Annotated in this window: 10 protein-coding genes; 6 read left to right on the top strand and 4 right to left on the bottom strand. The window is 42.4% G+C overall.

Annotation, left to right across the window (positions count from 1 at the left end):
* Window positions 1-153 precede the first annotated feature (153 nt).
* The 3 genes from ACS8FC_RS01175 to ACS8FC_RS01165 form a co-directional block, all read right to left on the bottom strand.
* Window positions 154-1,377, bottom strand: coding sequence for a multidrug effflux MFS transporter (locus ACS8FC_RS01175; RefSeq protein ID WP_439295660.1), 1,224 nt, complete (start codon window positions 1,375-1,377; stop codon window positions 154-156).
* Between the two features lie 302 nt (window positions 1,378-1,679).
* A complete protein-coding gene (locus ACS8FC_RS01170) occupies window positions 1,680-2,492 on the bottom strand; it encodes a crotonase/enoyl-CoA hydratase family protein (RefSeq protein WP_439262713.1) in 813 nt (270 codons plus the stop codon).
* A gap of 206 nt (window positions 2,493-2,698) precedes the next feature.
* Window positions 2,699-6,262 (bottom strand): hybrid sensor histidine kinase/response regulator, encoded by a 3,564-nt coding sequence (locus ACS8FC_RS01165; protein ID WP_439295621.1) that lies wholly within the window; start codon window positions 6,260-6,262, stop codon window positions 2,699-2,701.
* 456 nt (window positions 6,263-6,718) lie between these two features.
* Between ACS8FC_RS01165 and cysM the strand changes: the two genes are divergently transcribed.
* The 6 genes from cysM (at window position 6,719) to ACS8FC_RS01135 (ending at window position 14,681) form a co-directional block, all read left to right on the top strand.
* A complete protein-coding gene (gene cysM, locus ACS8FC_RS01160) occupies window positions 6,719-7,684 on the top strand; it encodes a cysteine synthase CysM (RefSeq protein WP_439295620.1) in 966 nt (321 codons plus the stop codon).
* 41 nt (window positions 7,685-7,725) lie between these two features.
* Window positions 7,726-8,550 (top strand): 3'-5' exonuclease, encoded by an 825-nt coding sequence (locus ACS8FC_RS01155; RefSeq protein WP_439295619.1) that lies wholly within the window; start codon window positions 7,726-7,728, stop codon window positions 8,548-8,550.
* A gap of 71 nt (window positions 8,551-8,621) precedes the next feature.
* Window positions 8,622-10,163 (top strand): 23S rRNA (uracil(1939)-C(5))-methyltransferase RlmD, encoded by a 1,542-nt coding sequence (gene rlmD, locus ACS8FC_RS01150; protein ID WP_439295618.1) that lies wholly within the window; start codon window positions 8,622-8,624, stop codon window positions 10,161-10,163.
* Between the two features lie 364 nt (window positions 10,164-10,527).
* Window positions 10,528-13,086: a RelA/SpoT family protein gene (locus ACS8FC_RS01145; RefSeq protein ID WP_439295617.1), complete on the top strand. Its 2,559-nt coding sequence runs from the start codon at window positions 10,528-10,530 to the stop codon at window positions 13,084-13,086.
* A gap of 52 nt (window positions 13,087-13,138) precedes the next feature.
* The gene (gene mutM, locus ACS8FC_RS01140) at window positions 13,139-14,047 is read left to right on the top strand and encodes a bifunctional DNA-formamidopyrimidine glycosylase/DNA-(apurinic or apyrimidinic site) lyase (RefSeq protein WP_439295616.1); all 909 of its coding nucleotides are present in this window, start codon (window positions 13,139-13,141) and stop codon (window positions 14,045-14,047) included.
* Window positions 14,048-14,237: 190 nt separating this feature from the next.
* The gene (locus ACS8FC_RS01135; RefSeq protein ID WP_439262727.1) at window positions 14,238-14,681 is read left to right on the top strand and encodes a hypothetical protein; all 444 of its coding nucleotides are present in this window, start codon (window positions 14,238-14,240) and stop codon (window positions 14,679-14,681) included.
* A gap of 82 nt (window positions 14,682-14,763) precedes the next feature.
* Here the strand turns inward: ACS8FC_RS01135 and typA are convergent, their stop codons facing one another.
* Entirely contained in the window at window positions 14,764-16,614 is a 1,851-nt protein-coding gene (typA, locus tag ACS8FC_RS01130) for a translational GTPase TypA (RefSeq protein ID WP_439295615.1), read from the bottom strand.
* Between the last annotated feature and the right edge of the window lie 191 nt (window positions 16,615-16,805).

The following is a 16,805-nucleotide window of genomic DNA, read 5'->3' as shown; positions in this document are numbered from 1 at the left end:
TTATTTGAAAATTTTACCCATCTATTTGAATGAAATAAATTTTTGGGATATATATAAATTATTGTAATATATCTTTTATTAAAGGTATAAAAAAAGCATTCATTATCTATTAGATAACTGAACGCTTTTTAAATAAAAGCTAATAACAAAATTTTAATCGGTATCTTCAAGATTTAAGTTACGATCTATTTTCCAAATTAAAAAACAGCCCAGACTCATTAAGGCAAACATTGCAATACCAATCTTAAGTACAGGATTAACTGGAAATAAGTTCAACAATAGCCCACCAAAAATACCGACTGAAAACATCAAAGAGCCTTGTAAGGCACTTGCCATTCCAGCACGGTGTTTTTGAAATGCCAACGCAATGGCAGAAGCGTTTGGCTGAGTCAGACCAAGACCTGCAATACAAAAGAAAATACAGCTTAAAACTAGCGGCAGCCAAGCATCTGTACCAAGAAAAATTCCAACCGCAAATAATACGCCTGCAGAAATCACCTGCATCATCGCCCCAAAACGTAAGATACTCAAAATACGAAAGCGATTGGTGAGCCATTGATTAAGCTGAGTTAACGCCACAAACCCTGCAGCGTTCATACCAAAGAGCCAACCAAAATGCGTCGCTGACACACCATACGTGTCCATAATTAGCTCAGAAGCCGAGCTAATATAGACAAACATCGCCCCCATCAACAGCCCGCCACCAATCGCCGGATAATTAAAACTTGGATCTTTTAATAAGCTCCAATATTGGCTGAGCACTTCTTTAGCAGGGCGCACATTACGGTTTTCTGCTGTAAGGGTTTCAAAAAAGAAAAACTTAGTTAATAGTAAATTAAGCACCCCAAAAGCTGCTAAAAACCAAAAAATCGAATGCCAATCAAAGAACTGTAGGAATAGTGCACCAAGTGATGGCGCTAAAATAGGCGCCAATCCCATTACCAAAATCATAATAGAAAAAGCTTTAGCCGTTTGTTTGGCGGTGAGTCGATCACGTATCGCTGCGCGGGTGACGACCGCACCTACGCAGGCGCCAAGTGCCTGTAATGTCCGCCCAGCGAACAAAATATACTCGTTACTGGTCGTAGCACAGACAATCGATGCAATGACATACAAGGTCATACCTATATATAAAGGTTTGACCCGACCAACACGGTCACTAAAAGGACCATAAAATAGCTGCCCAAATACCAAACCAAAAAAGTAAGCTGGTACGGAGTTGGCCATAAATGCTGTAGATACCTCAAAATCATCTGCCATCGATGGTAATGCAGGCAGATACATATCGATAGATAAAGGTCCTATCGCCACAATCAGCCCAAGCATCATAATCCATGCAACAGGCAGATCAGCAGCGCGCACACGTTCAGCAGTCATAGGTTTATTGGGCAAAGAGGTTTTTGGAGCAGACATAGCGGGACCATTTTATACAGAGATTGCTGTTGATACTTCGATTGCTTCTATTCAATATAAACGTTATCAATAAAATATTCCTGTTTATTGACAAGCATTACTGATAAAAACAATGGTGCATATCTAATTTATTATCGTTACAAATATGCAAGCAGACAGTCCTATATCGTACTATCTGCTTGTATTTCAATAGAGATATAACCTTAATAGAACAAACCTCAATAATTAAACAGCACCTACAACACTGCTATAAGCTGAGGATTAAATTAACGAAACTGGCGTTTGCTAAACACTGTACTGACCTCTTTGGCTTTTTTGAGCGCAAGCTTACGATTTCGTCCTAACATAAGTTTTAACTGCCACATTTTTTCTTTATATAGCGTCGTATGCGACTGCTGATACATGGCATTGATGACACGCTTACTTGCGAGCACCGCATCAGGAGAACGCTCGGCAAACTCAGCGGCCAGCAACTGTGCTTGTTGTAATGGTGATTCACTACAATGACTAACCAACCCTAGTGTTCGCCCCTCCTCCGCATCAATGGTACGCGCACTCATTGCTAGCTCTTTTAGCACGTCTGCACGCACGACCCCTAGTGCCGATTGTGTCAATCCCATGTCTGGCACTAATCCCCACTTGGCTTCCATAATGGACAGTTTGCAATCAGGATGACTAATGCGCACATCGCACGCCAGAGCCAGCTGTAATCCTGCCCCAATGCAATACCCTTCTAATACAGCAATCACAGGAACTGGTACTTCGCGCCAGACCAAGCAGACCTGCTGAAATAGGCTTTGGTTAGGTTTAATTAATTCCCAAAAAGCGTACGCTTGATTTTTGGGATGATTCAAATCACCCAAATCTATACCAGCACAAAACGTCCCCTCAGCACCATTAAGAATGACGGCACGTAACGTTTTATCCTTACTAATATGTCTAGCAGCAGCGATCAGCTCATCAACCACTTGAAAACTCATGGCGTTCTTTTTTTGAGGACGATTTATAGTAACGGTGGCAATATTTTCGGTAACGCTAACTTGTAGGGTTTTATATTGATGAGCGGCGATAGCATGCATAACAATCCTTAATAAGCAATTTGGATGATAAGTTGATGTTCGTTTTAGCAGTTATACTTTATTAATCTTAACAGGCTTATATCTGCTGTAGCGCGCGAATAACTGACTGCAGAGGTATCGATATTTTATTGGCCATATCGTTTTATAATATCTGACGCATTACTTTAGTGACAGTTGACCAGATAGTTATTTTGACGACAACCACACTAGATCATTTTCCAAGTCATATCATTTTCGCTCAAGCGATGATAGTTCAGTTGCGGATATGGTGATAGATCAAGCGCCTGTAGATTGTTGAGCGCAAGCAATAAGTTCTCATAGTACGGCTTGAGCATGGCAAACTGCACCGGCGTAGTATGTTGAACATTTAATAGACACTTATCTTCCAAGTCTTGGCTGGCTTTACGCAGTTGCGGGACACCAGTATAGCGACTGGCACCCAAAATGCGGTGTGCAACTTGCGCCAGCATATTTCGATCACGCGCTTGCCACGCTTGAGATAAGGCCTCTTTTTCATCCGCTATTGTATCGATCATCATAATAATGAGCTTAGCAGCCAAATCCGGCTTGTTTGCCGAACGTGTCAGCGCATCTTGCCAGTCCAATATCTCCATCCCAACGATGCTGCTACTTTTTGAGCCATGATCCTGTTGTGTTTGTTCCGGTGAAGGGTGTTGTGATTGCTCATCTTGTTCAATGAGAGTATCTTGATATTGTAAGCTTTGATAACGAGGCTGAGTCGCCCGTTGGGGCTCTCGCCTATACTCATCACGAGGGTGAATATCTCGCATATAGTCATCACGGATTTTTTTTAGAGATAGTGGACGTCGCACAGTTTTATCTACAGACGGACTTTTGATTTTGGTATTGTCTACGACATTGGACGCCATGCTATGGGTAGCGTCAGTAGGCGCAACTGGTAGTAAATGCTGCGACGTTGATGTACGCCCTAACCATTTTTGTAGCACTTGTAACAATTGCGGTTGGCTAATTGGTTTGCCAACGTAGTCATCAATACCACTTGCGAGTAGCTTATCGCGCTCATCAGACAATCCGTGAGCCGTTAGTGCAATAATAGGAATATGGCTATCACCAACCTCTATTTTACGGATTTGCTGCGCCGCTTCACGACCCGACATACGTGGCATTTGAATATCCATAAAAATAAGATCGATGCTGTCTTTATCTTCTGGGTTGTTTTTTGAATGGGCCAACGAATTTTCTTCGGTATCTATGTCTATGGTTGAGGCAGCATTGGCCGACACCTTATGGGTTTGCGCACGGGCCTGAGCTTTTGATATCTGTGTTTTTTTGGATAAGCTTTGTTGCGACGATTTAGCATTTCTTATATTTTTGGCCTGCTGCTTGCTGATCAATTCGATGGCATCAAAGCCACTATTGGCAGTGATGACATGAATACCAAGCTCACTAAGAAGCGCATCTAATACTAAAAGGTTGGGCAGATGATCGTCTACTGCCAGCACAGTTATGCCATGCCAGCGCGGTGCTTGCGCTGCGACCGGTTCGCTTTTCTTTTGAGTGTCGAGCATGGCATATAACTGCCTCTTATCTAACGGCTCATATAAGACATTGGCATGATAGCGGTTTAATAACGCTTGGTCAGCAGCAACTTGATAGCCAAACACAGCAAGCTTGCCTTGATAGTGCAAACGAATTTGCTTAAGCAGTGCTGTCATGTCATCTTGTGTGTCGTTGTCGACGATTACCCAGTCCCAATAATTGCCATGCTCTTTTAGTGACTCAAGCACACCAGGTAACGAGTTGGCTTGAGTAAGTTTGATAGGCAGGACTTGCAGGCTAGCTTTTAAAACTTGTCTTGACGCAATGTGATTGATCCAGACCAATACATTGAACTCATCATTCGCACTAGCCAGTGGTGCAAGTACTGGCAAGGCAATGGTTTGACCAGTGGCAGCTTCCAATACATCGATATGAGTTGGCATACGAAACCAAAACGTCGCTCCTTGATTGGCTATATTTTCTTGTGCATTGTCATAAAACCCAATATCACCGCCCATAAGCCGTGTTAGTTGCTTAGATATGACAAGGCCCAATCCTGTGCCACCATACTGACGCGTGATAGAAGGATCACCTTGGCTAAAGCTTTGAAACAGCATCTTTTGGTCTGCAAGAGATATCCCTTTGCCACTATCTTGGACGCTAATCATCAGATGATTATCGCGATGATCATCTAAGCTTACGCGCACCACGACATCACCGCTATCGGTGAACTTAATGGCATTACCGACAAGATTGGTTAAAACTTGTTTGAGGCGTAGGGCATCACCCACGATTCGCATCGGCACATCGTTATAAAACAGTACGGCCATACGTAGACCTTTCTCTGCCGATACAGGAGAGAGCATATCGACCACGTCATAAATAGTGTCATAAAGATCAAACTCGTGACGATCAAGCACCAACTTGCCTGCTTCAATTTTGGAAAAATCCAACACATCATTTACCAATGCCAGCAGATGTGCAGACGACTTACGAATGGTATGTACGTATAAGTCTTGTTCAGGATTGAGCTCACCGTGACGCGCCAGCAAATTAATAAATCCATCAATACTGTTTAGAGGTGTGCGCAGCTCGTGACTGATATTGGCTAAGAATGCAGACTTAGCCTGACTGGTTGAGATGGCATCATCACGAGCATTTCTGATAGAAATGTTTTGCATCTCCATCTCATCAAAAGCCAGGCGTAGATCGTCCTCGGTTTGTTCCGCGTGGTCTTTCAAATCCTGAAAGCTGCTGTGCAAGCGCCGTAACGTCTTAACCAAGTCTTGTTGTAATAAGTTCAACTCTCCATCAGACTCAACGGGAATAGGCTTGTATAAATTGTCCACATGAGTACGCTGCAGCTGCAAACGCAGCTCATAAATAGGTGCAATCCAGCGTTTGGCATAGATATTGAGACTTAATAGCAAAATCAAGATAGTAAAGAGACCAGTAATGACCAGTGCCATCGCGATGCGGTAACGCGCAATATAAAGTGGCTCGTTATCCATGTCGACGAGCAACCACAATCTATGCCCTTCAAAATTACCCAATACAGTGCCATAAGCTGTACCGATAGGCGTCGATTGCTGGGACAAAAAACTTTGTGATGCATCGATTAGAGGCCAACTTTCACTAACACCATAGCCGACTGTTGCAAGTACCTGATTATTTTCATTGATAATGGCAATGCGTTGTACATGCTGCTCTGACTGCATGCGACTGAGCCTATCGCGAATCGATACCAATGTCGCCATCGCCCCTTGCGGAGCGTCAGCTGTCTCATTGAGACTTTCATCAATAACTGCAGCAGTCGATAAACGTGAGGTAGACACTCCTCCGAGCGCTTCTTCTGACAGCACTGTACTACTTAGTCTGCCTCCGCGGGCACTAATATAATGGTCCGAATGTACTTGTGATAATGGCAGATACTCAGGTCGGATATTGTTTTCAAGTGCTGCTTGACTGGCTGCCGCCATATTATCAATCATATCTTGCGAATTTTTTTCATTGGCTTTTGATCGCTGACGTTCTTGCACTAGCAATGCAGGGATCAGCTCAGTAACCATAGGCTTGTAACGAATCAACACAGCCTCGGCTAACGCTTCTTGTTCTGACTCACTAGCACGCATCGTCTCATGAAAAACAAGAATACCGCCGACTGCTGCTAACACACAAATCGGTAAAAACACCAATATGATCAACTGACCATAGGCGCTACTGGTATCAAAGCGTTTTTTGTATGCCATGTTAAAACTTATCCCTACAGGTTTCTGTGCTATCTATCAATAACCACTATAAATGATTTTATCCAGCCATCAATATGTTAAATACTTTCATTATTTTAGCAGCATTTAGAAGTGTCGGTATTATCTTGGTCATTCATATCAACTTATCATAAATATCAACAATTATTTTATACTGTTATGACTATCCGCTGTCCTCATACTTAGATACCCAACAGACTCTAGTTGACTGACTTTTTAATCTTATTCATTTACCAAAATATCTTGATGCTATCAGCGTAGCTAAAAACAAAATGATATAATGATGCCATTTTCAATTTGTCATAACTTTCGGTTATAGTCGATACCAAATAAAATGGTTACACGACATTATGAGATGTGACCAGTACAAAATTGACTAGAACAAAGATTAGAACTGTATTTACAATACTATTATTCCAAAATAGACAAAGGTGCCCTATGTCCTCCACCACTACGCCAAACGCCAATTTTATCAATCAAGTTACCGAACTTGCTGATTGTGTTGGCCAAACGCCACTCGTAAAATTACATCGTTTGCCTGTAGAAGAAAGTATTACCAATGGAGCGACTTTGCTGGCAAAGCTCGAAGGTAATAATCCTGCAGGCTCTGTAAAAGATCGCCCTGCTTTTAATATGATTTATCAAGCAGAACAGCGCGGAGATATTCAGCCTGGTGACACCTTGATTGAAGCAACTAGCGGCAATACGGGCATTGCCTTAGCCATGGTTGCCGCGATGCGTGGCTATCCGATGACTTTGTTAATGCCAACAAGCTCAACTCAAGAGCGTAAAGACGCCATGAAAGCTTATGGCGCAACCTTAATCGAAGTCGATGAAGGGATGGAGGCTGCACGTGATTTGGCATTACAGATGCAAGCTGATGGTCAGGGGGTTGTGCTTGATCAATTTAATAATATTGATAATAAGCAAGCACATTATTTGACGACAGGCCCTGAACTGTGGGCGCAGACCGAAGGCAAAATTACCCACTTTATCAGCTCAATGGGCACTACAGGTACCATTACAGGCGTATCGCAATACCTTAAAGAACAAAACCCAGCGATTAAAGTTATCGGCCTGCAACCTGATGAAGAGGCGTCTATCGCCGGTATTCGCCGCTGGCCTGCAGCTTATATGCCAGGTATCTTTGAGGCAGATTTAGTCGATGAAATCATGGATATTGACCAACATATCGCTGAAATCTATATGCGCAAACTGGCGAAGACTGAAGGTATCTTTGCTGGTGTCTCATCAGGCGCAGCAGCGTGGGCGGCTATACAAGTCGCCAAAGAGAACCCTGATGCTGTTATTGCCTTTATCGTCTGTGATCGCGGTGATCGCTATCTATCAACTGGTCTATACAATGTCGATGACACTCCTGTCGATGATAATACTCAGTCGTAATGCCTGACCAATGCTTGCACAATAAGTAACTAGGACTATTTATGTCACATGCCCTACCTGCCAATCCTGTACTGGTCTTTGATATTGAGACTGTGGCGGATACAGATGCTGCACGTCGTATTTATCCAAAACTGGCTGACTTAAGCGACGCTGATGCGCTCAGTGCCTTGACTGCCATTCGAATACAAGAAGCTGGCCATGACTTTATGCGCTTACCATTACAGCGCATAGTGTGCATCTCAGCGCTATACATCAAAGATGGGCAGTTTTCTTTATTTTCTTTGACGGCAGATAAGTTTAGCGAAAAAGATATTCTTGCCAAGTTTTTCCGCGCCTTCAGCGATATCGAAACCTTGCCACAGCTGATTAGCTGGAATGGTTCAGGCTTTGATATACCCGTACTCATTTACCGCGCTATGCAGTATGATCTGTCTGCCCCATGGCTGTTTGAAGAGGGCGAGCGTATTAAAAACATGCGTTTTGATAATTATGTCAATCGCTTTCAAACCAAGCATCTAGATTTAATGGACAGATTTAGCCAATATGGTGCGAGTCGCCGTGAAGCGATGGATGTGGTTGCAAGCCTGTATGGGCTACCTGGTAAGACCGATGTGGATGGCAGCATGGTAGGCGCTCTGGTTAATGATAATGATTGGCAAACACTATCGATCTATTGCGAATCTGATGTCATGAATACGTGGCTGATATATCTACGCTGGCTGCGTCTAACCGGTAAGCTGTCGTCTCCGTCTTATAATCATTGGCAACAACAAAGCCGTGACTATTTAGCAAACTTTACTCAAGCAGATGGTCAAGCGCGCCATCATGAGTTTCTTGCCGATTGGACATCCGTACCTGAACCATAAAAGACCAAACACAGTATTATCGACAATAGCACCTACTCTCATTTTTAGTTATTTATTATTAAGGCAGGTTTATGCAACCCACCGATTCAAAAACGTCTACAGCACCTGATACTATGTCACAAGCCAACGATACCCAAACGATCACTATCCCGCCTAATAAGAAAAAATCTAAACCTTCATCCAAGACACGTCGGCGTCTAAAAGAGGCAGAGCCACTTCCCTTCAATATTGATGGATTGTCGCACGATGGGCGCGGGGTTGCCGTATATGGTAATGGCTTTGATGAAAAAGAGGGACATGTAGCAGACAAGCATGGCAAAAAAGTTTTCGTCAGCTTTGCTTTACCGGGTGAAAGTGCTTTGGTCAAACTAACCAATAGTCGTGCCAGCTTTGAAGAGGGAGACGCGATTGATATCACATCCAACCCAAATCCTGAACGTGCTGTACCGCCCTGCCCGCATTTTGGCGTTTGCGGTGGTTGCAGCTTACAACACTGGCAGCCAGATGGTCAAATCAACTTTAAGCAATCGGTACTTGCTGAGATGCTTATACATCAAGCCAATGCTGAGCCGGACAACTGGCTTGCACCGATAGTTGGTGATCGTCTCGGCTATCGTACCAAAGCACGACTTGGCGTACGCTATGTCGCCAAAAAAGAAAATGCATTGGTCGGCTTTCGTGAGCGCTCAAGTAACTTTTTAGCCGAATTAAACGAATGTCATATTTTAGATCCACGTATTGGCTTTGAGATTGAAAACCTCAAAGCACTTATGAGTACACTTGAGAGCCGCGATAAGATTGCTCAGCTAGAGCTAGCAATGGGTGAATACCTACCAGAGCTACCTGATGGCGATCAGCCTGTTGCTCTTATCGTACGTCATCTAGCTCCATTATCAGACTCTGATATCGAAAAGCTTAAAGCGTTTTTTGCAGCGCGTCATTGGCAGCTATATTTACAGTCTAAAGGCGCTGATAGTATCCAACGCGTTGCCTTGACTGACAAAGATGATCTGAGCCAACAATTTGGACGTTTATATTACCAACTGCCAGAATATGACCTTACTTTCGAATTTATCCCAACTGACTTTACGCAAGTAAACCTTTCTGTCAATCGTCAGATGACCAAGCTTGCTTGCGATTTGTTAGATCTAAAAGCGGGCGAGCGGGTACTCGACTTGTTTAGTGGTTTAGGAAACTTTAGTTTGCCTCTAGCTCGTCTTGTTGGTGAAACTGGCGCAGTTGTAGGTGTGGAAGGCAGCGACGCAATGACAGCACGCTCAGCAGACAATGCACGTCGTAACGGTATTCATAATACCAAATTTTATAACCAAGATTTGACTCACGACTGTACTGATAAACCTTGGGCTAACGAAGGTTTTGATGCGTTACTCATTGATCCGCCACGTTCTGGTGCTTGGGAAATCATGCAATACTTGCCTAAATTTAATGCTGAGCGGATTGTCTACGTCTCTTGTAATCCTGCTACCCTTGCACGTGATACAAAAGCTTTGTTAGAGCAAGGCTACCGTCTCACCCATGCTGGAGTAATGGACATGTTCTGTCATACTGGTCATGTCGAATCCATTGCTCGCTTTGAGAAAATAACAACTTAATTTTTATTGATTGTATCATTGGGCTTATTACTGATTTAAATTGAACTGTTTTGCACAAATGGAATTTCGTCAGAATACCGTTACGCTTGTATGCATTATCACTACAGAGCCTTGCTTGAATTAGCTTTCTAAAGTGACATAATAATATCCATACAAGCTGTATGTGTTTATCTACACATTGTGCATATTTGCGCTTATCGTCTTAAAATACTGGGCATAAACTCTTTATAACAGCTGCTAAAAAATGGATTTTTGTAGCTGTGTTGATCATATCTGATAATCATGAATTATGGGGTAGATCAAGCGTTTTTGCATAGCAGGTAAGACGATAAGAAATTTTGAAAATAGCTAAGAGGAGTCGGCTATGGTAAAAATTCGAGAAGGTTTACCGCTTATTGATGGGCAAACAACACAAGCTGATAGTGCAGCTTTAGCAGCACAGTTGGTGGCAAGCCAGCGCTCTCATCAATCTGCTAATAGCTACGCCCAAGTACCATCTGATATTAAACAACAACTAGCAACGCATAAGCTACATACCACTTTTGATCGCTCTGCCTACTACTCTTATCATAGTCATGATCCCAAATTAAAAAACGAATATTCGGATCACATTCTTCTAGACGATATGCAGATGCTTGCAGAAGCATCTATCGCTGATGATTCAGGTCAAGCCAATATTGATGTACCCGTATGGCTAGATAATGTTGCAAAACGTATCGACCAAGAAACTGTCCCTAATTTAGCCGCTGCTTGCGAGTTTATTCGTAGTCGTATGAATACTAGCGAGTCTGAACGTTCTGGTGCTTATGTGACGGGTATTGGTATGGCAGATATCCTGACTTATTTATATCAAGACGAAGACGCTTTGGTGGCTGCTATGTTATACCGTAGCGCACGCAAATCGTTGGTGAGTTTGACTGATATTGAGCAAAGCTTTGGGGTAGAGATTGCAAGTTTAGTTAAAGACGCCTTAGCTATGGGAAAGCTGTCTGCCATTATAGAAAGCAATAAGCGCCTAGAAGACCATTTCGTCAACAATCAACGTGATCAGCTATCTAACATCTACAGCATGCTTATTTCTGTCACTAACGACGTGCGCGTGGTACTTATTAAGCTTGCCGAGCGTACCTTTGCCATGCGTGAGTTATCATTCTCCAAACCTGAACGTCAACAGCGTGTGGCCCGCGAAGTGATGACCATTTATGCACCGCTTGCTCATCGATTAGGTATTGCTCAGTTAAAGTGGGAGCTTGAAGACCTGGCTTTTCGTTATCTTGCCCCTGAGCGTTACAAAGAGATTGCCAAGTTATTATCCGAAAAACGCAGCGAGCGTGAAGACTATATTCAGCGAGTGCAAAACAAGCTAAATGATGCGTTAGCAGAAGCTGATATTACTGCCGATGTCTCAGGACGAGTCAAGCATATTTATTCTATCTATCGCAAAATGAAGCTAAAACGCTTATCGTTTGATCAACTCTATGACATTCGAGCACTACGAGTATTGGTGGAAAACCCAGCGGATTGTTATCATGTGTTAGGTTTGGTACATGGCTTATGGCGGTACATTCCTGAACAGTTTGATGATTACATTACCAACCCAAAGCCTAATGGCTATCGCTCGTTGCATACTGCGGTTATCGCTGAGAACAAGTCACTTGAAGTACAGATACGCACCCAAGGCATGCATTTTGAGGCCGAGCTTGGTATGTGTGCTCACGTAAATTATAAGGAAGGTCTCAAAAAGAAAAAAGACAGCTACCTCACTCAAAAGATCAGCTCATTACGTCATCTGCTTTCTATTAATAACGAAACTCGGAGTCAAAATCGTTTAGGGCTCATAGCAGAGGGTGAGTTTACTGACCGTGAGTTAGGTGAACTAGAAGATGACGAGCCAATCGTTGATTTTGATGAGCTTGAGAGGATTTACATTTTTAGTCGAGATGGTGACATCACTGAACTACCAAAAGGGGCTACCGTACTTGACTTTGCTTATTATGTACACACGCAAGTAGGCAACCGCGCTCAAGCAGCGCGAGTCAATCAGCGTTACGTGCCATTGACTTACCAGCTAAAAACAGGCGAACAGGTTGAGATTATTACTAAAGCGTCACGTGAGCCTAATCGTGATTGGTTAGTTGCGTCACTTGGTTATATTCATACCAATCGTGCCCGCTCTAAATTGCGTCAATGGTTTAACAAACAAGACCGTGATAAAAATATCGAAATCGGTAAGCAGATGCTAAGTAAAGAGCTTGAGCGACTTTCAGTACATCCCAATAGCATCGACTTGAATGACTATACGCAGCATTTTCATGTTAATAATACGGACGATATTATCGTTGGGCTTGTTACAGGCGACATTGGACTCCATCAATTAACTGGTCACATCTCTCGTCAGCTGCATTTAGAGCCTGAAAAAGAAAAGGAAGATTACACCCCTAGTGTTGATCCAAAAACAACAGGCAAACTTGATGCCTACAAAATCTGTATTGATGGTTTGGATAATATTGAAATAAATTTGGCAGGTTGTTGCCATCCTGTGCATGGTGAGCCAATTTCTGGATACATTACTTTATCTCGCGGCGTTAGTGTTCATAACCGTGGCTGTCCTGAATACATGCGTCTGATTGAACGTGACCCTGAGAGAAAGATCAGTGCAGCTTGGAAGTCTAAATCCGGTCGTTATCAGCCTGTTGATATCCATATTGAAGCTTATGATAGACGTGGATTATTGCGTGATTTAACCCAAGTCATTGACAAAGAAAGTGTCAATATACGCAAGGTTGAGACCTTGAGCACTGATGACAATATAGCCTCGCTAAAATTTCATATCGAAGTCTCGGGATTGGCCCATCTATCCAAACTGCTTGCCAAGCTTGAACTGCAGCCAGGGATTTTGCATGCACGTCGTACTATTGTCTAACCGTTAATCGATAACTTAACTTTATATTTTATAAATTTTGTAGAAAGCCCTTATGCCTGAATTACCCGAAGTTGAAACCACAAAAACCAGTCTTGCCCCTTTATTAAAACAAAGAGTTACCGCCATACAAGTATTTCAACCAAAACTACGTTGGCCGATGCCAGATGACTTAGGTATATTAGTTGACTATACGTTGCAAGACGTAGAGCGCCGAGCAAAGTATTTAATACTGACTTTTATACCTAGAGTAAAATTGATAGAAAATGGCCAAAACACCATTGAACATCGACGTCAACTGATCATACATTTAGGCATGTCAGGTAGTCTACAACAGCATCCTTTAGGTACTGATAAACGTAAGCACGACCATTTGATAATAACTTTTGACAATGACGGTATTCAGTCGCAACTGCATTATCATGATCCCAGACGTTTTGGCGCATTATTATGGTATAAGGATTATAGTACCAAGCTTTTAGATCATCTAGGACCTGAACCACTATCAGAAGATTTCGATACTGACTATCTGTATCGCCTGATTCAGCGTAGCAATGTCAATAGTATGTCGGATAAGACAACCAAGCGACGCCCTATTACTCGTGCTATCAAGTCAGTCATTATGGAGCAGCAGGTCGTGGTTGGTGTAGGCAATATATATGCAACAGAGAGTCTATACTTGTCTGCTATTCATCCTGCTACCCCAGCACATCAATTGTCTTACGAACAAATAAGTATATTGGTCAAACATATTAAAGTCATACTACAACGAGCAATCGAGCTTGGGGGTTCGACACTACGTGATTTTACAGTCGCCAGCGGACAAACGGGATACTTTCAACAAACCTTAAATGTCTATGGTAGACAAGGTGAGTCTTGTCCGCATTGCGATACTGTACTCGACAATATCAAACTCAATGGTCGTGCTAGCGTGTTTTGCCCACTCTGTCAGCCAATTTTATAAACAAATATTTACTAATATATATGAGATAAAGTCGATATAATATGTTTTTATATTGCTTATCGGCACACATCTTGCTTTAATAAAGAGTCAACGCTGCTTTGTAAGTACCTTTGTTTATAAGTACCTTTGTTTGTAAATATCTTCAATAGCAGTGTTTATTACTTATACCGCTTACATGTTTTAGGAAATAATGATGACTGCTAATGCCGATAACCCACGCTTCAATAAAAGTAAGATTCTTACGATGGCCTTAAGCATAGGCTTTATGATAGCTTTTACGCAGCCAGCCTCGGCTGCAATAGAGATAGATGAGCGTGATTTTGGTCCATCATATGACACGATGATTGTTGATACAGTCGTTGGAAAGCCCTTACAATTAGTCACCGCTGTCACTGGTACTGCCGCTTATCTCGTCAGTCTGCCTTTTTCTCTTATCGGTGGTAACGCTGATCAAGCACAACAAAAACTGTTCGTTGAGCCTTGGAGTGCGATGGGGCGCTGCTTGGGTTGTACAGTCGCTGAAGACAATTTTTATAAGTCACAAGACGCTAACGACAATATCGTACGTATTGTCGTTGACCAACCTTCAGAAATCCTTATTGATACTAACGATCATGTCGTAGTAACAAAATAACCAACTATAAAAAATTGATGAGCAAACATAAAAAAAGGCTAACGTTGCGTTAGCCTTTTTTCAATCATTCTATACTACAATATTAAGCACCTTTCTTACTACGACCATGACGTTTGCGCTCACTTTCAGTCAAGTAGCGTTTACGAATACGGACAGCTTTTGGCGTCACCTCTACCAGCTCATCATCTTGAATAAATTCAAGCGCTTGCTCAAGGGTAAACTTAACCGCTGGCGTCAACGTCAACGCTTCATCAGTACCACTGGCACGTACGTTAGTAAGCTGTTTAGCGGTCGTTGGATTAACAGCCATATCGTCGTTACGTGAGTTCAAACCAACGATCATACCTTCATATACTTCAAGCTGTGGCTCAGCGAATAGTTTGCCACGCTTTTGTAGATTAAAGAGTGCAAAACCTAAGCAAGTACCGTTTGCCATAGATACCAATACACCATTAGAACGGCCACCGACATCACCAAGTTTCTGTGGTCCATAATGAGAAAAGCTTGACGTCATGATACCAGTACCTGAGGTCAACGTTAAGAACTCAGAACGGAAACCAATCAAACCGCGAGCTGGTATGGTTGCTTCAATACGCATGCGACCTTTACCATCAAGCTCCATATTGGTCATCTCGCCTTTGCGCAGACCTACTTGCTCCATGATAGAGCCTTGATGCTCTTCTTCAATATCGAACACAACGTTTTCATACGGTTCTTGTAGTTTACCGTCAACTTCTTTAACGATAACTTCTGGGCCTGAAACACCCATCTCAAAACCTTCACGGCGCATATTTTCGATAAGTACAGATAAGTGAAGCTCACCACGACCCGATACTTTAAATTTATCAGGAGACTCTGTATCTTCTACACGTAATGCCACGTTATGAATCAATTCACGCTCAAGACGCTCACGAATGTTACGTGAAGTCACAAATTTACCATCACGACCAGCAAACGGTGAATTATTTACTTGAAAGTTCATTGATACAGTTGGCTCGTCTACTGTCAATGCTGGCAACGCTTCTACGTGGTTAGGATCGCAAATAGTATCTGAGATGTTTAGCGCATCAATACCGGTAATACAAACAATATCACCAGCCTGTGCTTCTTCAACATCAATGCGATCAAGACCATGATAGCCCATAATTTTCAAAATACGGCCATTACGTGTTTTGCCGTGCTTATCAATTATTGTTACTTGCGTATTTATACTAACTTTGCCACGCTGGATACGACCAATACCAATAACACCAACGAAACTGTTATAGTCAAGGCTTGATATTTGCATACGGAACGGTGCATCTGCATCTACTTGCGGAGGCTGTACCACATCGACAATAGTTTTAAATAACGGCGTCATGTCATCAGCCAAATCTTCAGCGTCTAGACCTGCAATACCATTCAATGCCGATGCATAAACCACTGGAAAATCTAACTGTTCATCAGTTGCACCAAGGTTATCAAATAGATCAAAGATCTGATCCATTACCCAATCAGGACGGGCACCTGGACGGTCAATCTTATTAATAACAACAATTGGTTTTAGACCTTGCTCAAATGCCTTTTGGGTCACAAAACGGGTTTGAGGCATTGGTCCATCAACAGCATCAACAACTAGAAGTACGCAGTCAACCATTGACATCACACGCTCAACTTCACCACCGAAATCAGCGTGGCCTGGAGTATCCACAATATTAATACGGTATTCTGTATCGTCAGAGCTGTCTGTCCAACGAATGGCCGTGTTTTTGGCCAAAATAGTAATACCACGTTCTTGCTCAATATCACCTGAATCCATTGCACGTTCAGCAATGTTTGCACGATCGCCAAAAGTACCAGATTGATGTAATAGTTTATCAACTAGAGTTGTTTTACCATGATCAACGTGGGCAATAATTGCAATATTACGCAGGTGTTTGATATCGTTCGCCATATAAAATGCTCGTTTCGTCTTAATAAAATGCAGTAGCAGTAAGCGCCGCTGGAGAATCTTTTATCATAAAGCAGATAGTTGTTTTTACTTTACTATAGAGTGACTACGCAAGAGGGGTAGTGAAATAAAAAATACTGGCAAAGTAAGATTTTCTACTGATAAATCCATCATACAGATAGCTATGCTAATGT

The sequence above is a fragment of the Psychrobacter sp. 1Y4 genome (assembly GCF_051847555.1).
This window is presented reverse-complemented; position numbering and strand designations above follow the sequence as displayed.